Below are 24,639 nucleotides of genomic sequence, written 5' to 3' on the forward strand. Positions count from 1 at the left end.
CGCCTCCGGTTACGTACGAATCTCGCCGTGACCGAACACGACGTACTTGAGCGAGGTCAGCCCCTCCAGGCCCACCGGGCCGCGAGCGTGGAGCTTGTCGTTGGAGATGCCGATCTCCGCGCCGAGGCCGTACTCGAAGCCGTCGGCAAAGCGCGTCGAGGCATTGATCATCACGCTGGCCGAATCGACTTCACGCAGAAAACGCATCCCGGTGGTGTAGTTCTCGGTGATGATCGAATCGGTATGCGCCGACCCGTAGGTGTTGATGTGCGCGATGGCGGCGTCCAGTCCGTCCACCGTGCGGATCGCCAGCACCGGCGCCAGGTACTCGAGACGCCAGTCCTCCTCGGTGGCGTCGACCAGGCCCGAGAAGCCGGCGGCTTCCAGCGTGGCGCGCGTTGCCGGGCAGACGCGCAACTCGACACCTTTTTCCTGGTAGATACGGCACAGCGGCGGCAGCGCCTTCGCAGCTATCTCGCGCGACACGAGCAGCGTTTCCATCGTGTTGCACGGTGCGTAGCGCTGCGTCTTGGCGTTGTCGCACACGCGCACGGCCTTTTCCAGGTCGGCGTCGTCATCGATATAGACGTGGCAGATGCCGTCCAGGTGCTTGATCATCGGCACGCGCGCCTCTTCCATCAAGCGGGCGATCAGGCTCTTGCCGCCGCGCGGCACGATCACGTCGACATACTCGGTCATCGTGATCAGGCGACCAACCGCGGCGCGATCCGTGGTTTCGATCACCTGCACGGCTTCGGAGGGCAGCCCCGCCGCGGCCAGTCCCTCGGCCACGAGCGCGGCCAGGGCGGTATTCGATTCGATCGCCTCGGAGCCGCCACGCAAAATCGTGGCGTTGCCCGACTTCAGGCACAGCGCCGCCGCATCGATGGTCACGTTCGGACGCGATTCATAGATGATGCCGATCACGCCGAGCGGCACGCGCATCTGGCCCACCTGAATGCCGGTGGGACGGAACTTCATGTTCGAGATTTCACCGATCGGGTCCGCCAGCGCGGCTATCTGCTCGAGGCCGGCTGCCATCGTGGCGATCGCCTTGTCCGACAGTGTCAGGCGATCAATGAAGGCGGCGTCCTGGCCGTTGGTGCGGGCGCGTTCGACGTCGCGGGCGTTGACGGCCTTGAGCTTGTCCGCATCGCGGCGGATGGCCGCGGCAATCGTCAGCAGCGCACGGTTCTTGTCGGCCGTGGAAGCGCGCGCCATGGCGCGCGATGCCGCGCGGGCCTGCTGGCCAACGCGGGTCATGTAAGTGTGGAGATCGAACTCGGTCATGATGGTGTCCGGGCCTGTGCCCGGTCTGCTATGAGTGCCGCGATGTCGATGCGCCGGCGCGGCTGCCGGCGATTGTTCTGGTTCGGTGGTCCGGTCACCTGTCCGGACCCCGGGGGCCCGGAGGCCTCATGCGGGTCTGGCGATCATCAGCGCGAGCTGCATCAGGCCGTCCCATGGCTCGGCTGGTAACGCACCGGCCGCTCCGCCAGCGCCTGGCAGGTCGGACAGGCCCTTGACCTGCCGGTCCAGCCGCGCGGCCATGGCAAGCGCGGCTTCCAGTTGCGGCATCGACAGCCGTTGCGCGGCCTGTGGTACGAGCCGCTCGCGCGGGCCCCAGACGCGCAGTTCGCGCATCAGCACGCCCGCCGGCTTGCCGCCCGCCAAGCCTTGCCGGACCTTGGATAATACGCGAATTTCCTCGGTCAGCGCCCACAGCACCAGCACCGTAGCCTCGCCCTCGCCACGCAGCCCTTCGAGCATACGCACCAGGCGCGGCACGTCGCCGCCGAGCATGGCTTCGGACAGTTTGAACACGTCGTAGCGGGCCACGTTCAGCACCGCGTCCTGAACCTGGTCGAAGGTCAGCGCGCCGGGCGGATAAAGCAGGCCGAGCTTCTGGATTTCCTGATGCGCGGCCAGCAGGTTGCCCTCGACCTTTTCGGCGATGAACTGCAGCGCGCGCCGCCCTGGCTCGCCCGGCTCCACCCGCTGCTGCTGCAGGCCGAGTCGTTCGCCCACCCAGGCGGGCAGCCGCGTGCGGTCCACGGCATCGACCTTGATCGACACCCCCGCCGACTCCAATGCCTGGAACCAGGCCGATTTCGTCGTGGCGAAATCCAGGCGCGGCAGTGTGACCAGCATCACCACATCCGGCGACGGCTGGGCGGCCACGGCGCGCAACGCCTCGCCGCCGTCCTTGCCCGGCTTGCCCGATGGAATACGCAACTCGACGATCTTGCGGTCGCCGAACAGCGACATCGACTGCTGGGCCTCGATGACCTGCCCCCACTGGAAGCCACGTTCGGCCACCAGCACGTCGCGTTCGGAGAAACCGGCCTCTCGCGCAGCGCGGCGCAGGCGATCTACCGCCTCCAGCACCAGCAGGTGCTCGTCGCCGTGAACGACGTAAAGCGGCGCCAGGCCCTTGGCCTGCGCCTGCCTCAGATGTGCCTCGAGTCCGTCGAGCTTGAGCTGCATTGTCGCCCTATGTTTCCTGTGTCGGCCTGAGTCGCGCCGATACCCGGCGCGTCAGATCGTCTTGACCGAGGCCAGCCGGCGCATGAGCTGATTCACAACATCGCGCTGCATGTCGCGATAGAGCTGCTGCTCTTCGTAATCCTTGGCCAGCGTGCTGGCTTCGTTGTACGTCAGGTCGCGCGTCAGCAGCAGCGTCGACGGTGGGATCAGCTCCTTGCCACTGGCATCGCGCAGGCGGAAGGTAAAGCGGTAGGTCAGACGGTATTCCCGCACCACACCCTCGGTGGTAATCGAGAGGATCGACTTGGCCCGCGTATCGGCCAGCACGTCGAGCAGTGCGTCCGCTTCCTTCGGGTCGGTAACGATCTGCGTGTCCGAGCCATTGCGGATGTTGCGGCGCAAATCCGCACCCATCAGCGAATTCGCGGGAATGCCGATGTAGAGCCGCTTGAACGCGAAATCGGCGTTACCGCGCATATGGAAGCCGCAGCCACCCAGCAATGCCGCCGCCGCTGCCGCGGCGCCGATGGCGAAGAAACCGCGGCGTCCCATGTTCGGTCGATCCATTCGTTATCCCTGTCTGCTGATTCCAGTCCGCGTGCTTCAGAGCACGACGTTGACGAGACGGCCCGGCACCACCACGATCTTCTTCGGTGCGGCACCGGCGGCGAACTTGGCCACGATCTCGCTGGCGGCCGCGGTGGCCTCGATCGCGGCGCGGTCAGCATCGGCCGGCACCGTCAGGCTGCCACGCACCTTGCCGTTGACCTGCAGCACCAGTTCGATCTCGCTGCGCACCAGCGCGGCTTCGTCGACTTGCGGCCATGCGGCGTCGAGAATGTCGACCGTCTCAGCGGCGTAGCCGAGTTCCTGCCACAGCCCGTGGGCGATGTGCGGCACCACCGGGTACAGCACGCGCAGCAGCACGCTGAAGCCTTCACGGCGCCCGGCCGGCGAAGCGGTCTTCGCATCTTCCAGCGCGTTCAGCATCTTCATCGTAGCGGACACCACGGTGTTGTACTGGATGCGCTCGTAATCGTAGTTGGCCTGCTTGAGCACGGTGTGGATCTCGCGGCGCAGCGCGGCGTCATCGGCCGTCGGCGCGGTGCCGGCGCCATCGCGGATCGCCTGGGCGTTCGCGTAGCCGTAGTTCCACACACGGCGCAGGAAGCGCGACGCGCCCTCCACGCCCGAACCGCTCCATTCGAGTTGCTGCTCTGGCGGCGCGGCGAACATCACGAACAGGCGTGCGGTATCGGCGCCGTACTGGTCGATCAGCGCTTGCGGGTCGATGCCGTTGTTCTTCGACTTCGACATCTTCTCGATGCCGCCAATCACCACCGGCTGACCGTCGGCCTTCGCCGTGGCGCCAGCCGGGCGGCCACGCTCGTCGGTCTGCACGTCCACATCGGCCGGGTTGTACCAGGTCTTCTTGCCGGAGGCGTCCTCGCGATAGAACGTCTCGTTGAGCACCATACCCTGCGTGAGCAGGTTCGTGAACGGCTCGTCGAACTTGACCAGGCCCATGTCGCGCATGACCTTGGTCCAGAAGCGTGCGTACAACAGGTGCAGAATCGCGTGTTCGATACCGCCGATGTACTGGTCCATCGGCATCCAGTAATCGTTGCGCGCATCGACCATCGTGCCAGCGTCGGGGCACGTATAGCGCATGTAATACCAGCACGAGTCGATGAACGTATCCATCGTATCGGTCTCGCGGCGCGCTGGCTTGCCGCACGACGGGCAGGTGCACTCCAGGAAACGCGGGTCCTTGGCCAGCGGGTTGCCCGTGCCGTCCGGCACGAGGTCCTCGGGCAGCACCACCGGCAGATCCTTCTCCGGCACCGGCACCACACCGCAGCTGTCGCAGTGGATCAGCGGAATCGGCGTGCCCCAGTAACGCTGGCGCGAGATGCCCCAGTCGCGCAGGCGCCAGGTCACCTTCTTCTCGCCCAGGCCCTTGGCGGCGAGATCGGCGGCGATGGCGTCGACGGCGGCCTTGTAGCCGAGACCGTCGTACTTGCCGCTATGGATGCAGAGGCCGTGTTCCTTGTCGCCGTACCATTCGAGCCACGCGTCGGTCGAATAGGCCTGACCCTTGACGTCGATGACCTGCTTGATCGGCAGGTTGTACTTGAGCGCGAACGCGAAGTCGCGCTCGTCATGCGCCGGCACGCCCATCACGGCGCCGTCGCCATAGGTCATCAGCACGTAGTTGCCGACCCAGACGTCGACCTGTTCGCCGGTCAGCGGGTGCGTGACCTTGAGGCCGGTCGGCATCCCCTTCTTCTCCATGGTCGCCATGTCGGCTTCCATGACGGAACCGTGCTTGCATTCCTCGATGAACGCGGCCAGCGCCGGGTTGCTCTCGGCGGCGTGCGTGGCCAGCGGATGCTCGGCGGCCACGGCGCAGAACGTCACGCCCATGATCGTGTCGGCACGCGTGGTGAACACGTAGAGCTTGCCGTCGTTGATCAGCTTGCCATCCGCGCCCTTGATCTCATGCGGGAAGGCGAATCGCACACCTTCACTGCGGCCGATCCAGTTCTGCTGCATGATCTTGACGCGCTCGGGCCAGCCGAGGCCTTCGAGGTCGCCAAGCAATTCCTGCGCGTAATCGGTGATGCGCAGGTAGTACATGGGGATTTCACGCTTTTCGACCACCGCGCCCGAACGCCAGCCACGGCCGTCGATAACCTGCTCGTTGGCCAGCACGGTCTGGTCCACCGGATCCCAGTTCACGGTACCGGTCTTGCGATAGGCGATGCCCTTTTCCAGCATCTTCAGGAACAGCCACTGGTTCCAGCGGTAGTACTCGGGGCTGCAGGTCGCCACTTCGCGCGACCAGTCGATCGCCAGGCCCATCGACTGCATCTGCTTCTTCATGTAAGCGATGTTGTCGTAGGTCCAGGCGGCCGGTGCCACGCCGTTGTTCAGCGCGGCGTTCTCCGCCGGCATCCCGAACGCATCCCAGCCCATCGGCATCAGCACGTTACGGCCGTTCATGCGCAGGTAGCGCGCCATCACGTCGTTGATCGTGTAGTTGCGCACGTGGCCCATGTGGAGCTTGCCCGACGGGTAGGGCAGCATCGAGCAGGCGTAGAACTTGGACTTTTCCTTGCCGTCGGGCCCGACCGCGTGCTCCGACACCTTGTAGGCATCGATCGCTTGCCAGTGCTGCTGGGCGGCTTGTTCAACGGCGGACGGAAGATATTTGTCTTGCATGGTCGGGACGACGGTCTGGGCAGCGGTCCGCGGGCGACTGGCGCGCCGGGCGACCGGGAGGGATCGGAAATGCGAAAGAGACGATTATAACCGTGGCGTATGTCCGCCACGGTTCGCACGGAAAGGCTGGAACGGCCCGCTTCTGGGCCGCGCCGGGCGTGCTTGCGGGCTTACTTCAGGCCCAGCACATCCTGCATGTCAAACATGCCGCTCGGCTTGTCGGCCAGGAAACGCGCCGCACGCACCGCACCATCGGCATACGACTGGCGGCTGGACGACTTGTGGCTGATCTCGATGCGCTCGCCGATGCCGGCGAACATCACCGTGTGATCGCCGACGATATCGCCGCCACGGACCGTCGCGAAGCCAATCGACTTCGCGTCTCGCGGGCCGGTATGGCCTTCGCGCGCGTAGACCGCGCATTCGTCGAGATCGCGGCCGATGGCCTTGGCGACCACTTCGCCCATCGCCAGCGCCGTGCCCGACGGCGCGTCGACCTTGTGGCGATGGTGCGCTTCGATGATCTCGATGTCGTAGCCCGTGGAAAGCAGCTTGGCCGCCACTTCCAGCAGCTTGAACGTGGCATTGACGCCGACGCTCATGTTCGCGGCAAACACCACGCCGATCGACTTGGCGGCATCGGCCAGTGCCTGCTTGCCGGCGGCATCGAAACCGGTGGTACCAATCACCATCTTCTTGCCGAGGCGCTTGGCCACCGCCAGGTGCGCCAGCGTGCCCTCGGGGCGGGTGAAATCAATCAGGCAATCGGCGGCCGAGAGCACGGCCTCGATGTCAGAGGAGATCTTGATGCCCGTCTCGCGGCCCAGAAACAGCCCGGCATCCTGGCCCAGCGCCGCAGCACCTGGCACGTCGAGCGCGCCGGCCAGCGTCACGCCGTCGGTATTGAGCACCGTTTCGATCAACATGCGACCCATGCGGCCGGAAGCCCCTGCAATGGCGATTTTCATGATTGGGTATGTCGGAATGAAAACCGTCCGGCATTCGACCGGACGGCTTGGGTGTCTGAAATGGACTCGCCGCCGCGTTTAGCTGGCAGGTTTGGCCGGAACGTCCGAAGCCGCGCTGGCTGGCGCCTCGGCCGGCTTTTGCTGAGCTGCCTCGGCGGCAGCAGGTGCCACGGCTGCCGGCGCGGCTGCCGGTTCGCTCGCTGCCGCGACGGGCATGGCAGCCGGCGCCGATGCCGGCATTGCCGCCGGCGCGGATGCTGGCGCTGGCTCGCCGCCAAAGACAATCTTGCCTGGCGTCTGATTCTTCTGCGCCGCCTTCATGCCGTCAATTTCGGCGATAAGCTCGTATTCGGACGGCAACTCGTTGCCCACCCACCGCACAAGCTTGTCACCCTCGAAGTACACGGTGAACTGGCGCGATTGCACGACCGGCCGGCTGCCGCGACGGAAAGAGAAGTAATAGTCCCATCGATCCGCGTGAAAGACGTCCGTCAGCAGCGGGGTGCCGAGCAGGAAGCGCACCTGATCGCGCGTCATGCCTTCGCGCAATTGCGACACGGCCTCGCGCGACACGAAGTTGCCCTGGACGATGTTGATCCGATACGGCGTGATGGCATCGGCCACCTTGCGCGAGGTGCTGTCGTAGGCGGAACAGGCACCGGCCAGCAGTGCCGCCGCCAGCAGGGAAGACACCAGCGCGGGGCGCATGGCGGACGAACGGAATGAACGCATGTATCTCGCTTCCAGACGGGAATGGGTAGATACCGGCACCGGCACACCCCAAAGACTGCGGAGGCATCCGGCACGGCCAGGCGCATTCTGGTCACTCCGCGGAGAGCGGCGTGTACGCGTCATGGCACCGGGGCGACATTTGCCGCCAAAACCCTTATGATTCAACTATCCAGACATTGTACTCTAGGGAGTCACGCCCATGCCGAGTCCGGCGGACCTCAAAAATATCGGCCTCAAGGCGACCGTCCCCCGCCTGAAGATCCTTGAGATCTTCCAGACCAGCGAACAGCGCCATCTAAGCGCGGAAGATGTCTATCGCATCCTGCTCAACGAGCATATGGATATCGGCCTCGCCACGGTCTATCGCGTTCTCACGCAGTTCGAACAGGCTGGCCTGCTCTCGCGGAACAACTTCGAGTCGGGCAAGGCGATTTTCGAACTGAACGAAGGCAAGCACCACGATCACCTGGTGTGCCTGGATTGCGGGCGCGTCGAGGAATTTTTCGATGCTGATATCGAACAGCGGCAACAGAGCATCGCCCGCGAGCGCGGCTTTGCACTACAGGAACATGCCCTGTCGCTCTATGGCAACTGCACCAAGGACGATTGCCCCCACAGACCGAGACGATAACCCCGCTGCGGTACCCGCCCAGCAGCAGGCAATAAAAAACCGGCGCCAAGGCGCCGGTTTTTTATTGGGTCGACACAGCGTTATTCCTGCGTCAGATCCTGCTCGGCCACGACGCGCAGGCTACGCGGCACGGCAGCGGCTGCCGCAGGCAGGCCCAGAAACTCGCCAACCACCTGACGGAAGAGACCACGTGCCCAAACCAGCATCGGATGGGTATTGCGGCTGCGGTGCCAGAACATATTCAGGCCCAGCATCGTATTGAGCTCCGCCGGCAGCGGGTAGGCCTTCAGGCCATACGTTTCACAGGCCATGTCCTTGGTCAGCGCGTTGACCGTGAAGATCATGTCGGTCTGGGAAGCCAGTTCGGCCTGGGCGCGCCACGAATGAACGGTCAGCGTGGCATTCCGCTTCAGGCCCCGCTGCTGCAGCGCGTAGTCCAACGGAATCAGTGCCGGTGCCGGACGGCCCGCGCCACCGGAATGCGCCATAAAGATATGGCTGCAGTCGAGGTATTGCTCGAGCGTGCAATCGTTCTTCAGGAGCGGATGATTCTTGCGTGCGCAAACCCACAGGTTCAGCGACGTCACCACTTCCTCAACGATTTCGGGATGGCGGGTCGGGAACGGCGAAAAGGCCAGATCGAGTTCGTTTGCACGCATCGACGCGACGTCGGCTTCCCACGAATGCGATTCGACCAGGCGGATATGCAGGTCCGGAGCCAGTTGCTTGATGCGCAGGACAAAGCGGTTGAAAACCGTGTCACCAAGTTCGGCGGCAAAACCGATATTCAGCGTGCCGGTGGCGATGGCCGGATCGAAATTATCGGCATCCCCCTCGTTGATCGACGACCAGAGGTCGAGCATGTCCCGGATCTTCGGGCCCAGTTCCAGCGCGCGCGGCGTTGGCGTGAGACCATGAGGCACCCGAATGAATAGGGGATCGTCGAAGATTTCGCGCAGTCGGCCGAGCGAGTGAGAAACGGCCGGCGCGGTCATGTGCATCTTTTCCGCCACATAAGTGGCGTTACGCTTGCTGAGCAACTCGGTGAAGATCACGAGCAGCTTGGTATCCACGTTCACCATGATCAGGCCCGGTTTGTTATGTCTTACGCTTCGATGGCCCCACCACTTTCACTGGCTGCACATCAGACATTAATAGATCCTTCCGAGTGTAAGAGAAAATAACAGGAGCGAAAAGCAAATTCAGCATTTCTCGCATTACTGAACGCGAACTTTCGCGGATTTTTGACAGCTTTGAGACAGATAATGTCAAAAATCGCCGTTCATTGAATTCCATGACCCGCTATAGTGCCTGAAGGCGTCCCAATTCTGCCTCGCAGCCCGCCCCGTCTTGTTTCAGATCAAACCATGGCTTCCCACCGACTCGACGTTGATCTCGCCAAAGCCTATCGCCTGCTGAATCACGGTCCGACCGTTCTGGTCAGTGCCGCGCACAATGGACAACGCAATATCATGGCGGCGGCATGGGCCATGCCGCTCGATTTCGCGCCGCCGAAGGTGGCCGTGGTGCTGGACAAGTCCACCTGGACGCGCCAGTTGCTTGAAGCAAGCGGCGAATTCGCGTTGCAGGTTCCCACCGCCGCCCAGGTCGATATCACGCAGGCACTGGGCTCCAGTTCGGGACGGGCCCTGACGGAAAAGCAAGGCATCGACAAGTTCGCCGCGTACGGCTTGCAGACCTTCGCTGGCAGCGTGATCGGCGCTCCGCTGCTCGAAGGCTGCGCGGCGTGGCTGGAATGCAGGCTATTGCCCGAACCCGCGATCCAGAACAGCTACGATCTGTTTCTCGGCGAAGTGGTCGCAGCCCACGCCGACGGCCGCGTCTTCAGCAATGGCCGCTGGCACTTTACCGGCCAAGACGACCTGCGCACGATCCACCATGTCGCGGGTGGCCACTTCCTCGTCGATGGCGATGCTATCGATGCGCGGCCGCTAACGCCACCAGTCACCCCACCTGCCGCCTGAGCAACAAAAAACGCGCCCGAGGGCGCGTTTTTTGTTCAGCGAGGATGGCTTACTTGGCCACGACGCGTGCCATTTCCAGGCACTTGTTCGAATAGCCCCACTCGTTGTCGTACCAGCTCACGACCTTGATGAACGTGCCGTCCAGCGCGATACCGGCTTCAGCATCGAAAATCGAGGTGCGGGCATCACCGCGGAAGTCCGTGGCCACAACCTTGTCTTCGGTGTAGCCCAGCACGCCCTTCAGCGCGCCCTGGCTCTGGGCCTTCATCTCGGCGCAGATTTCTTCGTACTTGGCCGGGTTTTCCAGTTCGACGGTCAGGTCGACCACCGAAACGTCCGAGGTCGGCACGCGGAACGACATACCGGTCAGCTTCTTGTTCAGCTGCGGAATCACCACGCCAACGGCCTTGGCGGCGCCAGTCGACGACGGGATGATGTTTTCCAGGATGCCACGGCCACCGCGCCAGTCCTTGTTCGACGGACCATCCACGGTCTTCTGCGTGGCGGTGGCAGCGTGCACGGTCGTCATCAGGCCGCGCTTGATGCCCCACTTGTCGTTCAGGACCTTTGCCACCGGGGCCAGGCAGTTGGTCGTGCAGCTTGCGTTCGAGATGATCGCTTCGCCCTTGTACGTCTCGTGGTTCACGCCGAACACGAACATCGGGGTGTCGTCCTTCGACGGGGCCGACATGATCACCTTCTTGGCGCCCGCGTCGATGTGCTTCTGCGCGCCTTCCTTCGTCAGGAAGATGCCGGTCGACTCGATCACCACGTCGGCGCCGACTTCGCCCCACTTCAGCTCGGACGGATCCTTGACGGCGGTCAGGCGGATCTTCTTGCCGTTGACCACGAGCGTGTTGCCTTCCACCGACACTTCGCCGTCGAAGCGGCCGTGGACCGAGTCGTACTTCAGCATGTACGCCAGGTAGTCCGGTTCCAGCAGGTCGTTGATGGCGACGACTTCAATGTCCTTGAAGTTCGCGGCGGCGGCGCGGAACACCATGCGCCCGATGCGGCCAAAGCCGTTGATGCCGATCTTGATGGTCATGTCTATCTCCTAGAGTGCAATCGCGATAAAGCTGGGGCCGGCGCCGCAGCCGGCGCCTCGCGCCGGCATACCGCGCTGGCGAGAATTACTGGGCGAGCGTGGCGCGCACCGTATCGGCCACGTTTTCCACGGTGAAGCCGAAGTGCTTGAACAGCACGCCTGCCGGGGCCGATTCGCCGAACGTGTCGATACCGACGACGGCCTGAACCTGGTACTTCCACCAGAAATCGGTGACGCCCGCTTCCACGGCGATGCGCGGCACGCCTGCCGGCAGCACGCTGGCCTTGTAGGCGGCGTCCTGCTTGTCAAAGACGGAGGTCGACGGAACCGACACCACGCGCACGTGCACGCCTTCCACGGCCAGCGCATCGGCGGCGCCCACGGCCAGGCCGACTTCCGAGCCGGTGGCGATAATCACGGCATCCGGGCGCTTCTTGCGCGGATTCGTGCCATCGCGCAGCACGTAGCCACCGCGCGCGATATTGGCGCGCGTGACATCGTCACGCTTCTGGAACGGCAAGTTCTGGCGGCTGAAAATCAGGCAGCTCGGACCGTTCTCGCGGCGGATCGACTGCGCCCAGGCCACTGCAGTCTCGGTGGTGTCGGCGGTACGCCAGACATCCATGTTCGGGATCAGACGCAGGCTGGCCACGTGCTCGATCGACTGGTGGGTCGGACCGTCTTCGCCCAGGCCGATCGAATCATGCGTGAACACAAACAGCGAGCGGATCTTCATCAGCGCGGCCATGCGCAACGCGTTGCGACTGTAGTCCGAGAACGTCAGGAACGTGGCGCCGTAGGGGATGTAGCCACCATGCAGCGCGATGCCGTTCATGATCGCGCTCATGCCGAACTCACGCACACCGTAGTTGATGTGGTTGCCCCACGAGTCGAAGCGAACGGCCTGCGTGCCCGACCAGTTGGTCAGGTTCGAACCGGTCAGGTCGGCCGAGCCGCCCAGCAGTTCCGGCAGTACCGGCGCCAGTGCCTCGATCGAGTTCTGGCTGGCCTTGCGGGTAGCGATCGTCTCGGCCTTCTCCTCGCACTTGGCGATGTAGGCGTCCACGGCCGCATCGAACGCGCCCGGCAGCTCGCCGCGCACGCGGCGCTTGAACTCACCGGCTTCGTACGGATGCACTTCGGCGTAGGCGTCGAACAGTGCGTCCCAGGCCTTTTCCAGCGCGTGGCCGTTCGGCTTCGCGTCCCAGGCGAGGTACGCGTCCTGCGGCACTTCGAACGGGGCGTGGGTCCAGCCCAGCGCTTCGCGGGTGGCCAGCACTTCGGCGCCGCCCAGCGGCGCGCCATGCACGTCGTGGCCGCCGGCCTTGTTCGGCGCACCCTTGCCGATGACGGTGCGGCAGCAGATCAGGGTCGGCTTGTCGCTGGCCTTGGCCAGCGCGATGGCGTTGTCGACGGCAGCCACGTCGTGGCCGTCCACGGCGCGGATCACGTTCCAGCCATAGGCTTCGAAACGCTTCGGCGTATCGTCGGCAAACCAGTGCACCACGTCGCCATCGATGGAGATGCCGTTGTCATCCCAGAAGCCGATCAGCTTGTTCAGCTTGAGCGTGCCGGCCAGCGAGCAGGCTTCATGGCTGATGCCTTCCATCAGGCAGCCATCGCCCATGAACACGTACGTGTGGTGGTTGACGATGTCGAAACCCGGGCGGTTGAATTCCTCGCCCAGCAGGCGCTCGGCCAGCGCCATGCCGACGGCATTGGTGATGCCCTGGCCCAGCGGGCCGGTCGTGGTTTCCACGCCCGGGGTAATGCCATACTCCGGGTGGCCGGCGGTCTTGCTGTGCAACTGGCGGAAGTTCTTCAGTTCCTCGATCGGCAGGTCATAGCCGGTCAGGTGCAGCAGCGCGTAGATCAGCATCGATCCGTGGCCGTTGGACAGCACGAAGCGGTCGCGGTCAGGCCAGTGCGGATTGACGGGGTTATGCTTCAGATGCCGGCCCCACAGCGCCACGGCCATATCGGCCATACCCATCGGCGCACCGGGGTGACCGGAGTTGGCTTGCTGGACAGCGTCCATGGCAAGCACGCGGATGGCATCCGCCATCAGTTTGACGGGTTGGTTGGCGTAAGGACTTGTGGCGGGATGGGCGAGGGCAGACATGCGAGAACCTGACGGCGGGAAAACCGCAATTTTAGCAGAAGCAGGGGGAATTCCCGGGACGGATCCGGCACTCCGAAGGGGGACTCAGGCCTGGACCGAATGGTTGATACCCGGCGTCGGCACCACGCTAGGCGAAATCACATTGCTAGCGGCCGCGTGCAGCCCCTATCAGCAGATAGAAATCGGGGAAAGCGCACATTTTGGCCGGATCTTCCGGCTCGATGGCCGCGTGATGAGCACCGAAGCCGACGCCTGGATCCAGCACGAGCTGATGGTGGCCCCAATGGCGGCCACCCATGGCGCGCCGCGCAGCGCGCTGGTGGTGGGCGGCGGCGACGGCGGATCGGCATTCGAACTGCTGCGTATCCCCACCATGCGAGAGGTAGTGGTGGCCGAACTCGACGGCGAGGTGGTGCGGCTGGCGCGCGAGTGGTTGCGCGGCATCCACCAGGGCGCGCTCGACGAACCAGGCGACCCGCGCCTGAGCCTGGCGATCGGCGAAGGACTCGGCCTGATGGAAGCCTTCGCGCGCGCCGGACGCCAGTTCGACCTGATCGTCTATGACCTGACCGAAGCTGACGACGGCAGCCCCGCCGCCGCCCTGTTCTCCCCGCATGGCCTGCATACCGCGCGCCGCTGCCTGGCGCCCGGCGGCGCGATGTCGCTGCACCTGGGGCCCCCGCTGCATCGGCCGGAAACGGCGCGGCGGCTGCTGGCACGGCTACGGCATGTGTTCCGGCATGTCGCGCCACTGACGACCTTCGTCCCGGCCTATGGCGCGCTGTGGGGCATTGCGCTGGCCAGCGACGCGCTCGATATCGCCGCGCAGCCCGCTGACAAGATCGCAACGCGTCTGCAGCAGTGGCAACTCGAACACAAGCTGCGGGCCTATCACGCGTACCTGCACCCTGCCCTGTTCGTCCATCCGCGGCACGTGCAGGCGATCTTCGACAGCGGCAGCCGTCCCGCGTAACATGCACGGACGCGCCTCGCGCCACGCAGCGCGGGGACGAGATTCGTTCCATCCGGGAGATCATCATGTCCAGACCGCCCAACACGCCCTGGCTTACGCCCTATCTGACGGTCGCCAGCGGTCGCGCCGCACTGGATTTCTATGCGCGGGCTTTCGGCTTTGCGGCCGGCCATGTCGTCGATGAAAACGGCGTGCCCATGCACGCCGAGATGCATTACGAAGGCCAACTGGTGGTCATGTTTGCGCCCGAGGGCGCGTGGGGCAGCACGGCACGCACACCCCGGTCGCTAGGCGTGGAAGCCCCGCAAACGTTCTATGTCTACTGCGGCGACGTGGATGCGATGTACCAAAGGGCCTTGGCCGCCGGCGCCGCAAGCGTCACGCCGCCTGCCGACCAGTTCTGGGGCGACCGGTACTGCATGGTCGAAGATCCCGATGGCTACCGCTGGGGCTTTGCGACGCCGCTGCCCAAGACCCCGGATTCCAAACCCACTCCCTGATGCCACCCAGATTTTTTGTCGATGCGGCGCTCGCCGCGGACACCGTATTGGAATTACCCGACGCCGTCGTGCGCCATGTCCAGGTGTTGCGCCTGGCGCCCGGTGACGCCATCACCCTGTTCAACGGTCAGGGCGGGAGCCACCCGGCCACGCTGACCGAGATCGGCAAGCGCCACGCTAGTGCGACGCTTGGCACCCACGACGCCTCGGAAGCCGAAACCCCGTTCGCCGTCACGCTCGCCCAGGGGCTTGCCGGGGGCGACAAGATGGACTGGCTGATCGAGAAGGCAGTGGAACTCGGTGTATCCGCCATCCAGCCACTTCAGGCTGCCAGATCCGTCGTCCGGCTTTCCGGCGAGCGCGCCACCAAGCGCCAGGCGCACTGGCAGGCACTGATCGAGGCCGCCTGCGAACAATGCGGCCGTAATCGCTTGCCGGCGTTGGCGCCCGTGGCTAACTTGGAGTCATGGCTGACCAGCGTGCCGGCCACTGCTGCAAGGCTGGCGCTCTCGCCACGCGCATCGGCATCGCTGCCCGAACTGGCGCAAGCCGAGCGCGAGGCATGGCGCGCCGGCGGCGTGACGTTGCTGATCGGGCCCGAGGGCGGCTTGTCGCCGGAAGAAGAAGATCGCGCACGCCGAGCCGGTTTTATCGGCGTGTCATTGGGACCGCGCATTCTGCGAACGGAAACCGCCGGGCTGACCTGCCTGGCGACACTGAACGCCATCCTTGGCGGGTTTTGACCTAGAAGGAGTCAAACATGGGACTACTCGATAGCGTGCTGGGCGGTGTGCTCGGCCAACTGGGCGGCGGCCAGCACGGCGAACAGGCCGGAGGCGGCCTGAATCCCAAGATGATGATGGCGCTGGGCCTGCTGGCGATGATGGCAATGCGCCACAAAGGTCAGGAGGCAGACGGTGGCGCGGCGTCCGCCGGTGCGGATGCGGGTGCCGGTGGCCTGGGCGGCCTCGGTGGACTTGGTGGCGTGCTGGGCGGATTGCTTGGTGGCGCTGGCGCTGCCGGTGGCGGTGCCTCGGCCGCGGGTGGACTGGATCTCGGCTCGCTGCTCGGCGGCCTGCTTGGCGGTCAAGGCGGCGCGGGCGATTCGGCGCAAGCAATGGGTGCCGCCGCAGGCGGCATCGGCGCCTTGCGAGACGTCCTGGCGCAAGCGGGTCTGGGTCAACAGGTCGATTCGTGGATTGGCACGGGCGCGAACCAGGCCGTGAGCGCGTCGGATTTGTCTTCCGCGCTGGGCGGTACGGGTGCGCTCCAGTCGCTCGCGGAGAAAACCGGGCTGTCGGCCGACGACGTGGCTTCAAGCCTCAGCGAAGGCCTGCCCGAGGTGATCGACCGGCTGACGCCGCATGGAGCGGTACCGCCGGCTGCGTAACATCGGCACCGCAAACAAAAATGCCCGCTTTTACAGCGGGCATTTTTTTGACCGGAACACGGCGCCGATCGTGCGCCTGGAGCACCGCCAGATCCGTTCAGGCGAACGAGTAGAACACCCGGAACTGCACCTTGCGCTCGCCCCAGAACTCGGCGGCATCGCGGAACACGTCGAGCAGTACCTCGCGCGCTTCCTTGTCGAACTTCTGCGCGATCGGCAGGCCTTCCAGCACGATCACAAAGCCCGGTTGCGGTCCGGCCTTGTAAATCATGTCCGTCAGGCAATCGGACAATGCATCGAAATTCTTGCCGAAATGCTTCGGGAAGGTGAATTCGGTGGCAATGCGCTCGAGGATCTCGGCCTTGCTGGCGCAATCCGCGCAGTTCGCATAGAGGAAGTGCTGATTCAGTGCGGCGGCTGCCTGGGCCAGCTCCGGCACGCGGAACGCGCGGATCGACTGGACGATGTTTGGACGCACCGTCTTGAACAGGTTCATGGCTCCCTCATTGGTGCCGTTGTCATCGCAAGCCACCATGGCGGGCGCGCATGCGGGCGGAAGTCGATGCGGCAGATCCTGGCGCGGCATCATCAGCACATTGTCGTATAGGTTCTGGGCCTGATGGTGGGCCCTTTGCCAGCCATCTCCGGCGCCGCGCTCCTCGCGGGCGGCAAGGGCGTCGCCCAATCCGAAAATGTCAGTCATCATTTGGTTATCCGTTTGAAGCTGTTGTAGTGGTCTTCCGTGTAATAACAGTCGTTGGCGGCGCGTTGATCACCACCGCAAACGATCCGCTTGGCTCCCCGGTTCCGGCTATTGCTGTTCTTGACGGTGTACTCGCGGTAATACCCGCGAGATTGCTGCGGCAGGCTGCGCTCGTAGTTGCCAAAGCGCGAACCGTCCTTGTCATACGGGAACGGCCCACCGGCCTCGATACGCTCCAGCGTCTGCCGTGCCTCGTTGGGCAGTTGCTGTGCGGCGATGGTTCCCACCACCCCCTGCACGTCGTCGGGCGACTGCCTGGCCATGGCGCCTTGCGGCGCCAAAGTCAGCGCGATGGATATCGCCGCGCCCGCCAGCACGTGGCCCAGGCTTCGGGCCAGGCTCAGGGACTGCCAATGTGACTGCCGCTGCGACTGACTCGACAAAATCCGGGAACCCACGTTATCGAAAAGTTGGCGAAATGTTATTTGCGGGTCACTCCGGCACCTGTTAATCACCCCTCGCAGGCCCGGCGCACGCTTCAGGCGAACGCCCGCATTCAAAGGCGTAAGGTTACGCGCATGTCCATCATTAATCAATCCCCGCGCCTTTGCCCGCCAGTTTTCTTCAATTGTTTCAACATGTTATCGATATGTGTGCGCATACTAACCTCACAAGCAGCGAGATCACGCGGGCATGAAAAAAGCCGGGCGAACCCGGCTTTTTTGGCACTGCATCAAGAAGGCTGAAACGCTTCGTCCGCTCAGACCTTGGCTGCCGCGTCCACGACCACCAGCGCGGTCATATTGACGATACGGCGCACCGTTGCCGAAGGCGTCAGGATATGGACCGGCGCCTTCACGCCCAGCAGGATCGGGCCGATCGCCACGTTGTTGCCAGCCGCCACCTTGAGCAGGTTGTACGAGATGTTGGCGGCATCGATGTTCGGGCACACGAGCAGATTGGCTTCGCCCTTGAGCGCGCTGTCCGGCACCAGCGAATCGCGCAGCTTTTCGTCGAGCGCGCTGTCGCCATGCATTTCGCCATCCACCTCGAGGTCCGGCGCGCGGTCGCGCAGGATCTTCAGCGTGTCGCGCATCTTGCGTGCCGACGGCGCTTCCGACGTACCGAAGTTCGAGTGCGACAGCAGACCCACCTTCGGCTCGATACCGAAACGCTTGAGCTCCTCCGCAGCCATGATCGTGATCTCGGCCAGTTGCTCGGCGGTGGGATCGACGTTGACGTGCGTGTCCACCAGGAAGATCTGGCGGCCGGGCAGAACCAGACCGTTCATTGCGGCGTACACGCAATTTGTGCCACCGATGACCTGGTCGATATAGCGCAGGTGGGCGGCGGTGGTGCTAACCGTACCGCAGATCATGCCGTCGGCTTCGCCCTTCTCGACCAGCATCGCGCCGATCAGCGTGGTACGGCGGCGCATTTCCAGCTTGGCGTACTGCGGCGTGATGCCTTCACGCGCCATCATGCGGTAGTACGCGTCCGAGTATTCGCGGAAACGCTCGTCGTGCTCTGGGTTCACCACCGTGAAGTCCTCGCCCATGCGCAGGCGCAGGCCGAAACGCTCGATGCGGTGAGCCAGCACGGCCGGGCGGCCGATCAGGATCGGGTTGGCCAGCTTCTCGTCGACGATCACCTGCACCGCACGCAGCACGCGCTCTTCCTCGCCCTCGGCGAAGACGATGCGCTTCTTCTCCTTCTGCACCTTGCGGGCGGCCGCGTAGATCGGCTTCATCAGCGTACCCGAGTGGTACACGAACTGCTGCAATTGCAGACGGTACGCGTCCATGTCCTCGATCGGGCGCGATGCCACGCCCGATTTGGCGGCGGCCTCGGCCACGGCCGGGGCGATCTTGACGATCAGGCGCGGATCGAACGGCTTCGGAATCAGGTATTCGGGGCCGAACGACAGGTCCTGGATGCCATAGGCCGACGCGACGATATCGCTCTGCTCCTGGCGCGCCAGCTCCGCCACCGCGTTTGCCGCGGCGATTTCCATTTCACGCGTGATCGTCGTGGCGCCGCAATCGAGCGCGCCACGGAAGATGAACGGGAAGCAGAGGACGTTGTTGACCTGGTTCGGATAGTCGGTGCGGCCCGTGGCGATCACGGCGTCCGGACGGACTTCCTTGACCAGTTCCGGCATGATTTCCGGATTCGGGTTGGCCAGTGCCATCACCAGCGGCTTGTCGGCCATCTTCTGCACCATCTCGGGCTTCAGCACGCCCGCAGCGGACAGGCCCAGGAAAATGTCGGCGCCTTCGATGACCTCGGCCAGCTTGCGCTTGTCGGTCTTCTGCGAGAAGCGCGCCTTTTCCGGGTCCATCAGTTCGGTACGGCCTTCGTAGACCACGCCGGCCAGGTCCGTCACCCAGATGTTCTCGATGGGCAGGCCCAGGTCGACGAGCAGGTCCAGGCAGGCCAGCGCGGCGGCGCCGGCGCCCGAGGCCACCAGCTTCACCTTCGAGATGTCCTTGCCCACCACCTGCATGCCGTTGATCACGGCGGCGCCCACGACGATCGCGGTACCGTGCTGGTCATCGTGGAAGACGGGGATCTTCATCCGCTCGCGCAGCTTGCGCTCCACGTAGAAGCACTCCGGCGCCTTGATGTCCTCGAGGTTGATACCGCCGAACGTCGGCTCGAGCGAGGCGATGATGTCGACCAGCTTCTCGGGGTCTTTCTCGTCGACTTCGATATCGAACACATCGATACCGGCGAACTTCTTGAACAGGCCGGCCTTGCCTTCCATCACCGGCTTCGACGCGGCCGCGCCGATATCGCCCAGACCCAGCACGGCGGTGCCGTTGGTGATCACGGCCACCAGGTTGCCACGCGCCGTGTAGCGGAACGAATTGGCCTGGTTGGCCACGATTTCCTCACACGCTGCCGCCACACCCGGCGAATAGGCCAGAGCCAGGTCGCGCTGGTTCGACAGCGGCTTGGTCGGGGTGACCGAGATCTTTCCGGGGGTGGGAAACTCGTGGTACTCGAGCGCGGCCTTGCGCAGCGCCTCACGCTGCTGCTGTTTCAGATCGTCTTGGGACGGGGACTGCTGAGGGCTTGTCATCTGCGCATCTTCCGATCGGTGGAGCCGCACTGAATAACGCTGGCGATTGAGCGCGGGCCGGCTCCACGAACCCGCTGTCTCCGCTGTAGGCGCTTTTGGAAGTGTGCATTTTATATTGTGAAATAGTATTTCACAATAAGCCTTTTGTTTGGGGCACCTTTGCGTTTCGGTACAATATGCCCCATGCCGATGGGCTTTACCAGCCGAGTCTCCAGCAGAATTTCCGCGGCATGTTTCCTCCCAGGTTCCCCGCCCCGTCATGCCCGAATCCTCCCCCGCGCTTTCCGAGTTTGACCTGATCCGACGCTATTTCACGCGCCCGGTCCACAAGGCCGCGCTGGGCGTGGGCGATGACTGCGCGCTGATCGAGGCGCGGCCGGGCCACCAGCTCGCCATCAGCACCGACATGCTGGTCAGCGGTCGGCACTTTTTCCCGGACGTTTCACCGCGCGCGCTGGGCCACAAGGCCCTGGCCGTGAACCTGTCCGATCTGGCGGCAATGGGCGCCGAACCCCGCGCATTCACGCTGGCGCTGGCGCTGCCCGAGGCGGATGCCGGCTGGCTTGCCGAATTCGCGGCCGGCATGTTGGCGCTGGCCGACGACCACGGCTGCGAACTGATCGGCGGCGACACCACCAAGGGTCCGCTGACGCTGTCGATCACGGTGTTCGGCGACGTGCCCCCGCGTCAGGCGCTGCGGCGCGACGCGGCGCGCCCCGGCGACGATATCTGGATCTCCGGCACGCTCGGGGACGCGCGCCTGGCCCTGGGCGACTGCCGCGGCGAATGGCTGCTGCCCGAGCCCGACTTCACACTGATCCGTCCCCGGATGGAAATGCCGACGCCCCGCGTGGCGCTGGGCCTGGCACTGCGCGGCGTGGCTCATGCGGCACTCGACATTTCGGACGGGCTGATCGGCGATCTCGGTCATATCCTTGAACGCTCATCGGTCGGCGCAATTGTCGATGTCGATGCCTTGCCGCGCTCGGAGATTCTTGACGCCCAGCCGGAGGAATGCCAGCGCGCCTGCGTGCTGGCCGGTGGCGACGACTACGAACTCTGTTTCACGGCGCCGGTGGGCGCGCGCGAAACCATTGCCGGCATCGCGCGCCGGCTTCACCTGCCGCTCACGCATGTCGGATCCATCACACCGGAGGCGGGCCTGCGGCTGGTGGATCGCGAAGGCAATCCCTACGTGTTCAAGGGCGCCTCGTTCGATCATTTCGCCGCGCCCTGACACGCGGCACGCAACCCATGTCATGATCCCCCATGCGCACGGGAGAAATATCTGAAAGTGCGCCCCGAAACCTATAAGACTGACGAGCCAATCCTTGATGTCCGCCTATCCCCCGGGGGCCGCGCCTAGCGACCCCGTTGACCCCGTCACGCTGGAAGCCGGCCAGACCGCCAAGGTCACGCGGCCAACCGGCCGGTTCATGCTGGGCCACCCGGCCCGTCTGATTGCGCTTGGATTCGGCTCTGGCCTGTCGCCGGTCAGCCCCGGCACCGTCGGCACGCTGCTCGGCTGGCTGTCGTTCATCGTGATTTCGAAGTGGATCGATCCGACCACTTGGCTGTGGATCATCGCCGGCGGCTTCGTGATCGGCATCTGGGCTTGCCTGCGTACGGCACGCGACATGGGCGTGTACGACCACGGCAGCATGGTCTGGGACGAGATCGTGGCGTTCTGGCTGGTGCTGCTGTTCGTGATGCCAACGGGCTTCTGGGGCCAGTTCGCCGCGTTCGTGTGGTTCCGGTTCTTCGACATCGTCAAGCCGGCACCGATCCGCTACTACGATCGCACGCTCAAGGGCCCGGGCTTTACCGGCGCCTTCGGCGTAATGTTCGATGACATCTTCGCGGCGTTCTACACGCTGCTCGTGTTCGCCTTGTGGCGTTCGATCTGACACGCAGAAACACCGAAACACCCCGGGAATTTCAGGAACCGCCGTTATGTCCGTCAGCCGACTGCTCGACCAGCTTGCCATCCAGGCCGGCGCCGCTCTATCGGAAAGCTCGCTTATGCTTGCCACCGCGGAGTCCTGCACTGGCGGGCTAGTCGCGGCCGCGATCACGGATGTTTCTGGGTCTTCGGGATGGTTCGAGCGCGGCTTCGTGACCTATTCGAACGAAGCCAAGACGACGATGGTCGGGGTGCCGGCCAAACTGATCCGAGACCATGGCGCGGTCAGCGAGGAAGTGGCGCGGGCGATGGCCGAAGGCGCGCTGCTGAACAGCCGCGCCCAGGTATCGCTGGCCATCACCGGGGTAGCCGGCCCGGGCGGCGGCACCCCCGAGAAACCGGTTGGCATGGTCTGCTTCGGCTGGAGCAACCGCATCACCACGCATACGGAAACGCAGCGCTTCAAGGGTGACCGCGCCCAGATCCGCCGCCAGGCTGCCGAACACGCGATGCGCGGTCTGCTGGAACTGATTCGCAACGAAGCCTGAATCTGCCCCCCTCTCCCACGACTGGGAAAGGGAAAACCGTTCACGCGGATCAGCCGTGACGATAGCGGTTGATCGTCTCGCGCGTCTGCAACGCCACGTTTCGCGCAGCCAGCGCAAAGTCCTTCTCGCGGCTGGCGTACAGGATGGCCCGCGACGAATTGATCATCATGCCCGTGCCGTCGGCCGTACGGCCGGCCTTGACCGTAGCCTCGATGTCGCCGCCCTGGGCGCCGATGCCCGGAATCAGCAGTGGCATGTCGCCGACGATCTGCCGGACCTTGGCGATCTCGTTCGGGAACGTCGCGCCCACCACCAGACCCATCTGCCCGTTGGTATTCCAGCGTTCGCGTGCGGCTTCGGCCACCACCTGGTACAGCGGCTTGCCGTCGACCTGCAGGAACTGCACGTCAGACCCACCGGGATTCGACGTGCGGCACAGCACGATCACGCCCTTGCCCGGATACGCCAGATACGGCGACATCGAATCGAAGCCCATGTACGGGCTGACGGTCACGGCATCGGCCTTGTAGCGCTCGAAGGCCTCGATTGCATAGTGCTCCGCCGTGGAGCCGATATCGCCGCGCTTCGCATCGAGGATCACGGGGACGCCGGGGTGCGCGTCATGGATGTACTCGACCAACTGTTCGAGCTGGTCTTCGGCGCGCTGCGAGTGGAAATAGGCGATCTGCGGCTTGAACGCGCAGACCAGGTCGGCCGTGGCATCGACGATTTCGCGGCAGAACGAGAAAATCGCGCCGCCGGTACCGGTCATGGACAGCGGCAGCTTGGCCGGGTCGGGATCAAGCCCGACGCACAGCAGGGAATCGTTACGCTGCCACGCGGCGGACAGCTGCTCGGTAAAAGTCATGGGATGCTCGGAATTCGGGTGAAGCCGGCGGCCCGGCTGTGAACCAGTGTCTACACAGCATAACGCGGGCAGGTGCCGACCGGTTGGCTGCAACGGCACCCGGACAGGTTCCGCACTGCAGCATATGGGGCGTTGGCGGCAATTTTACCTGTTGGCGTGATATTGTTTGCAGCTTCCGCTTAAAAAGAGCGACGGCGACGCCTGGGTTGCAGGACGTCCGCACGCCGCCAGTCTCCCGATTCATGAATCTCGACCGCCGCGGTCTCATCCTCCTCGTCATCCTGACCCTCGCCTGGGGCATCAACTGGCCGATCATGAAACTGGGTGTGGCGCACTTTCCCGCCATGGCTTTCCGGCTGCTGTGCATGGCCGGCGGGCTGGTGGCGCTGGGGCTGGCGCTGACCTTCCGGGGCGACTCCCTGCGCGTGCCGCGCGCGGCGTGGGGCACGGTCCTGAAGCTGGCGATCCCGAACATGGTGATCTGGCATCTGTTCGCCATCTGCGCGGTCAAGATGCTGTCATCGGGCCGTGCGGCAATTCTCGGCTACACCATGCCGATCTGGGCCGTGGTCTGGGGCCTGGTGATCTTCCGGGACCGTATTGCCTTGTCGGCCTGGATTGGCATTGGCTGCGCGCTGGCCGGCACGGTCCTGCTGCTTTCGGGCGAGATTGCCGCGCTGACCGGCAGCCCGGCCGGCACGCTGCTGATGCTGGTAGCCGCTGCCGGCTGGGGTTTCGGCACCCAGCTCATGAAGCGCACCCACACCGACGTGCCGATCGGCGCCATGACGTTCTGGATGCTGGCCATCACGCTGCCATTCCTCGGCGCGGGCACGCTGCTGTTCGAGAGCGGCTGGCGCATGCCGACCGCGATCGAATGGGGCGCCATCGCCTACAACGCCGTGGTGGTCTTCGCGTACTGCCATTTGGTCTGGTTCGCGCTGGCGCGCAGCCTGCCGCCGGTAGTCTCGAGCCTGTCGATCATGTTCATTCCCGTGGTGGGCGTGTTCTCGGGGATGTGGTTTCTCGGCGAAACGCCGCACTGGCAGGACTACGTGGCCATCGTGCTGATGTTCGCGGCGCTGTCCTCGGTCATGCTGGCGCCGCTGTTGCGTCGACGCATGTGAACCCGCTTGTGAGCAGCAGCGCCGCCGAGATTTCACTTAACAAGCCACCCCGCGTTGGGCTACACTCGCGGCCATCAGAATCCCGGAGAAAGTACGTGGGCAGTAGCATCGGGTGTTCGAGTTGCCGCGACAAAGTTGCGACACCGTCGAATGCCATGTCACTGCGGGCTGCGTAACGTCGATCCGTGTGGGGCACAGTCCCCGCCCGTCGCCGTCCTTGCCCGCAGACACCTGCGGGTGAGTGTCTTTCCGTTTCCCCCAGCGGCCGCCGCACCGGCTGCCGTGTCGCGTTCGGATCCTCCCTCCCCCGGCTTGCCAGCCAAATCCAGGCAAATCGCAGGCAA

Annotated in this window: 23 protein-coding genes; 10 read left to right on the forward strand and 13 right to left on the reverse strand. The window is 64.5% G+C overall.

Translation table 11 applies throughout. The features are described 5' to 3' along the window. Positions 1-9 precede the first annotated feature (9 nt). The 6 genes from WD006_RS20870 to WD006_RS20895 form a co-directional block, all read right to left on the reverse strand. Positions 10-1,290 carry a glutamate-5-semialdehyde dehydrogenase gene (locus tag WD006_RS20870; protein WP_375199005.1) on the reverse strand — a complete coding sequence of 427 codons (1,281 nt, stop codon included), beginning with the start codon at positions 1,288-1,290 and terminating at the stop codon, positions 10-12. A 126-nt stretch (positions 1,291-1,416) separates the two neighbouring features. Next, complete coding sequence (holA, locus tag WD006_RS20875) at positions 1,417-2,487, reverse strand: DNA polymerase III subunit delta (protein ID WP_011517507.1); 1,071 nt, start codon at positions 2,485-2,487, stop codon at positions 1,417-1,419. Positions 2,488-2,538: 51 nt separating this feature from the next. Then, positions 2,539-3,054, reverse strand: coding sequence for an LPS assembly lipoprotein LptE (gene lptE / locus WD006_RS20880; RefSeq protein WP_060784822.1), 516 nt, complete (start codon positions 3,052-3,054; stop codon positions 2,539-2,541). Positions 3,055-3,090: 36 nt separating this feature from the next. Continuing rightward, complete coding sequence (leuS, locus tag WD006_RS20885; RefSeq protein ID WP_017514837.1) at positions 3,091-5,712, reverse strand: leucine--tRNA ligase; 2,622 nt, start codon at positions 5,710-5,712, stop codon at positions 3,091-3,093. A gap of 170 nt (positions 5,713-5,882) precedes the next feature. Continuing rightward, on the reverse strand, positions 5,883-6,680 hold the full coding sequence (gene dapB, locus WD006_RS20890; RefSeq protein ID WP_011517509.1) for a 4-hydroxy-tetrahydrodipicolinate reductase: 798 nt from the start codon (positions 6,678-6,680) through the stop codon (positions 5,883-5,885). Between the two features lie 78 nt (positions 6,681-6,758). Continuing rightward, the gene (locus tag WD006_RS20895) at positions 6,759-7,412 is read right to left on the reverse strand and encodes an outer membrane protein assembly factor BamE (protein ID WP_029307167.1); all 654 of its coding nucleotides are present in this window, start codon (positions 7,410-7,412) and stop codon (positions 6,759-6,761) included. 199 nt (positions 7,413-7,611) lie between these two features. Here WD006_RS20895 and fur point away from each other — a divergent pair, with 199 nt between their 5' ends. Next, positions 7,612-8,043 carry a ferric iron uptake transcriptional regulator gene (fur, locus tag WD006_RS20900; RefSeq protein WP_008648581.1) on the forward strand — a complete coding sequence of 144 codons (432 nt, stop codon included), beginning with the start codon at positions 7,612-7,614 and terminating at the stop codon, positions 8,041-8,043. Between the two features lie 80 nt (positions 8,044-8,123). Here fur and WD006_RS20905 read toward each other — a convergent pair whose 3' ends face one another. After that, complete coding sequence (locus tag WD006_RS20905) at positions 8,124-9,125, reverse strand: LysR family transcriptional regulator (protein WP_011517511.1); 1,002 nt, start codon at positions 9,123-9,125, stop codon at positions 8,124-8,126. A gap of 285 nt (positions 9,126-9,410) precedes the next feature. Here WD006_RS20905 and WD006_RS20910 point away from each other — a divergent pair, with 285 nt between their 5' ends. Next, positions 9,411-10,028 (forward strand): flavin reductase family protein, encoded by a 618-nt coding sequence (locus WD006_RS20910; protein ID WP_011517513.1) that lies wholly within the window; start codon positions 9,411-9,413, stop codon positions 10,026-10,028. 49 nt (positions 10,029-10,077) lie between these two features. Here the strand turns inward: WD006_RS20910 and gap are convergent, their stop codons facing one another. Together gap and tkt are read right to left on the reverse strand one after the other, a co-directional pair. Next, on the reverse strand, positions 10,078-11,076 hold the full coding sequence (gap, locus tag WD006_RS20915) for a type I glyceraldehyde-3-phosphate dehydrogenase (protein ID WP_008648578.1): 999 nt from the start codon (positions 11,074-11,076) through the stop codon (positions 10,078-10,080). A gap of 85 nt (positions 11,077-11,161) precedes the next feature. Beyond that, the gene (gene tkt, locus WD006_RS20920; protein ID WP_029307166.1) at positions 11,162-13,198 is read right to left on the reverse strand and encodes a transketolase; all 2,037 of its coding nucleotides are present in this window, start codon (positions 13,196-13,198) and stop codon (positions 11,162-11,164) included. Between the two features lie 142 nt (positions 13,199-13,340). Here tkt and WD006_RS20925 point away from each other — a divergent pair, with 142 nt between their 5' ends. The 4 genes from WD006_RS20925 (at position 13,341) to WD006_RS20940 (ending at position 16,061) form a co-directional block, all read left to right on the forward strand. After that, complete coding sequence (locus tag WD006_RS20925; RefSeq protein WP_232310525.1) at positions 13,341-14,171, forward strand: spermidine synthase; 831 nt, start codon at positions 13,341-13,343, stop codon at positions 14,169-14,171. Positions 14,172-14,236: 65 nt separating this feature from the next. Then, positions 14,237-14,671, forward strand: coding sequence for a VOC family protein (locus tag WD006_RS20930; RefSeq protein ID WP_011517516.1), 435 nt, complete (start codon positions 14,237-14,239; stop codon positions 14,669-14,671). After that, a complete protein-coding gene (locus tag WD006_RS20935; protein WP_011517517.1) occupies positions 14,671-15,414 on the forward strand; it encodes a 16S rRNA (uracil(1498)-N(3))-methyltransferase in 744 nt (247 codons plus the stop codon). The genes WD006_RS20930 and WD006_RS20935 overlap by 1 nt, the downstream gene beginning before the upstream one ends. Before the next feature lie 17 nt (positions 15,415-15,431). Next, a complete protein-coding gene (locus tag WD006_RS20940; protein WP_011517518.1) occupies positions 15,432-16,061 on the forward strand; it encodes a YidB family protein in 630 nt (209 codons plus the stop codon). 97 nt (positions 16,062-16,158) lie between these two features. On the opposite strand, the gene WD006_RS20945 is transcribed toward WD006_RS20940, so the two are convergent. From WD006_RS20945 to WD006_RS20955, 3 genes are all read right to left on the reverse strand, one after another. Beyond that, positions 16,159-16,767 carry a barstar family protein gene (locus tag WD006_RS20945; RefSeq protein ID WP_011517519.1) on the reverse strand — a complete coding sequence of 203 codons (609 nt, stop codon included), beginning with the start codon at positions 16,765-16,767 and terminating at the stop codon, positions 16,159-16,161. Continuing rightward, positions 16,764-17,141 (reverse strand): ribonuclease domain-containing protein, encoded by a 378-nt coding sequence (locus WD006_RS20950; RefSeq protein ID WP_017511794.1) that lies wholly within the window; start codon positions 17,139-17,141, stop codon positions 16,764-16,766. Before WD006_RS20950 ends, WD006_RS20945 begins: the two co-directional genes overlap by 4 nt. Positions 17,142-17,524: 383 nt before the next feature. Further along, the gene (locus tag WD006_RS20955) at positions 17,525-19,849 is read right to left on the reverse strand and encodes an NADP-dependent malic enzyme (RefSeq protein ID WP_029307165.1); all 2,325 of its coding nucleotides are present in this window, start codon (positions 19,847-19,849) and stop codon (positions 17,525-17,527) included. A 259-nt stretch (positions 19,850-20,108) separates the two neighbouring features. Here WD006_RS20955 and thiL point away from each other — a divergent pair, with 259 nt between their 5' ends. The 3 genes from thiL to WD006_RS20970 all read left to right on the forward strand — a co-directional run bounded on the left by thiL (position 20,109) and on the right by WD006_RS20970 (position 22,300). Next, the gene (gene thiL / locus WD006_RS20960) at positions 20,109-21,086 is read left to right on the forward strand and encodes a thiamine-phosphate kinase (RefSeq protein ID WP_011517550.1); all 978 of its coding nucleotides are present in this window, start codon (positions 20,109-20,111) and stop codon (positions 21,084-21,086) included. A 97-nt stretch (positions 21,087-21,183) separates the two neighbouring features. Further along, positions 21,184-21,756, forward strand: a complete 573-nt coding sequence (locus WD006_RS20965) for a phosphatidylglycerophosphatase A family protein (protein ID WP_011517551.1) — start codon at positions 21,184-21,186, stop codon at positions 21,754-21,756. Between the two features lie 46 nt (positions 21,757-21,802). After that, complete coding sequence (locus WD006_RS20970) at positions 21,803-22,300, forward strand: CinA family protein (protein ID WP_011517552.1); 498 nt, start codon at positions 21,803-21,805, stop codon at positions 22,298-22,300. 49 nt (positions 22,301-22,349) lie between these two features. Here the strand turns inward: WD006_RS20970 and pyrF are convergent, their stop codons facing one another. Beyond that, positions 22,350-23,168 (reverse strand): orotidine-5'-phosphate decarboxylase, encoded by an 819-nt coding sequence (pyrF, locus tag WD006_RS20975; RefSeq protein WP_011517553.1) that lies wholly within the window; start codon positions 23,166-23,168, stop codon positions 22,350-22,352. A 242-nt stretch (positions 23,169-23,410) separates the two neighbouring features. Here pyrF and WD006_RS20980 point away from each other — a divergent pair, with 242 nt between their 5' ends. Continuing rightward, a complete protein-coding gene (locus tag WD006_RS20980; RefSeq protein ID WP_011517554.1) occupies positions 23,411-24,295 on the forward strand; it encodes a DMT family transporter in 885 nt (294 codons plus the stop codon). The last annotated feature ends 344 nt before the right edge of the window (positions 24,296-24,639 follow it).

The organism is Cupriavidus sp. Met-2 (assembly GCF_049843575.1).
Lineage (GTDB): Bacteria > Pseudomonadota > Gammaproteobacteria > Burkholderiales > Burkholderiaceae > Cupriavidus > Cupriavidus metallidurans.

Excerpts from the sequence above, each read along its gene's own strand:
- WD006_RS20965 (WP_011517551.1), top strand. The coding sequence starts at position 21,184 with ATGTCCGCCTATCCCCCGGGGGCCGCGCCTAGCGACCCCGTTGACCCC.
- WD006_RS20895 (WP_029307167.1), bottom strand. The coding sequence starts at position 7,412 with ATGCGTTCATTCCGTTCGTCCGCCATGCGCCCCGCGCTGGTGTCTTCC.
- fur (WP_008648581.1), top strand. The coding sequence starts at position 7,612 with ATGCCGAGTCCGGCGGACCTCAAAAATATCGGCCTCAAGGCGACCGTC.
- holA (WP_011517507.1), bottom strand. The coding sequence starts at position 2,487 with ATGCAGCTCAAGCTCGACGGACTCGAGGCACATCTGAGGCAGGCGCAG.
- dapB (WP_011517509.1), bottom strand. The coding sequence starts at position 6,680 with ATGAAAATCGCCATTGCAGGGGCTTCCGGCCGCATGGGTCGCATGTTG.
- tkt (WP_029307166.1), bottom strand. The coding sequence starts at position 13,198 with ATGTCTGCCCTCGCCCATCCCGCCACAAGTCCTTACGCCAACCAACCC.
- gap (WP_008648578.1), bottom strand. The coding sequence starts at position 11,076 with ATGACCATCAAGATCGGCATCAACGGCTTTGGCCGCATCGGGCGCATG.
- WD006_RS20930 (WP_011517516.1), top strand. The coding sequence starts at position 14,237 with ATGTCCAGACCGCCCAACACGCCCTGGCTTACGCCCTATCTGACGGTC.
- WD006_RS20970 (WP_011517552.1), top strand. The coding sequence starts at position 21,803 with ATGTCCGTCAGCCGACTGCTCGACCAGCTTGCCATCCAGGCCGGCGCC.
- WD006_RS20935 (WP_011517517.1), top strand. The coding sequence starts at position 14,671 with ATGCCACCCAGATTTTTTGTCGATGCGGCGCTCGCCGCGGACACCGTA.
- WD006_RS20945 (WP_011517519.1), bottom strand. The coding sequence starts at position 16,767 with ATGATGACTGACATTTTCGGATTGGGCGACGCCCTTGCCGCCCGCGAG.
- WD006_RS20910 (WP_011517513.1), top strand. The coding sequence starts at position 9,411 with ATGGCTTCCCACCGACTCGACGTTGATCTCGCCAAAGCCTATCGCCTG.
- WD006_RS20870 (WP_375199005.1), bottom strand. The coding sequence starts at position 1,290 with ATGACCGAGTTCGATCTCCACACTTACATGACCCGCGTTGGCCAGCAG.
- pyrF (WP_011517553.1), bottom strand. The coding sequence starts at position 23,168 with ATGACTTTTACCGAGCAGCTGTCCGCCGCGTGGCAGCGTAACGATTCC.
- lptE (WP_060784822.1), bottom strand. The coding sequence starts at position 3,054 with ATGGATCGACCGAACATGGGACGCCGCGGTTTCTTCGCCATCGGCGCC.
- WD006_RS20955 (WP_029307165.1), bottom strand. The coding sequence starts at position 19,849 with ATGACAAGCCCTCAGCAGTCCCCGTCCCAAGACGATCTGAAACAGCAG.
- thiL (WP_011517550.1), top strand. The coding sequence starts at position 20,109 with ATGCCCGAATCCTCCCCCGCGCTTTCCGAGTTTGACCTGATCCGACGC.
- leuS (WP_017514837.1), bottom strand. The coding sequence starts at position 5,712 with ATGCAAGACAAATATCTTCCGTCCGCCGTTGAACAAGCCGCCCAGCAG.
- WD006_RS20940 (WP_011517518.1), top strand. The coding sequence starts at position 15,432 with ATGGGACTACTCGATAGCGTGCTGGGCGGTGTGCTCGGCCAACTGGGC.
- WD006_RS20905 (WP_011517511.1), bottom strand. The coding sequence starts at position 9,125 with ATGGTGAACGTGGATACCAAGCTGCTCGTGATCTTCACCGAGTTGCTC.
- WD006_RS20980 (WP_011517554.1), top strand. The coding sequence starts at position 23,411 with ATGAATCTCGACCGCCGCGGTCTCATCCTCCTCGTCATCCTGACCCTC.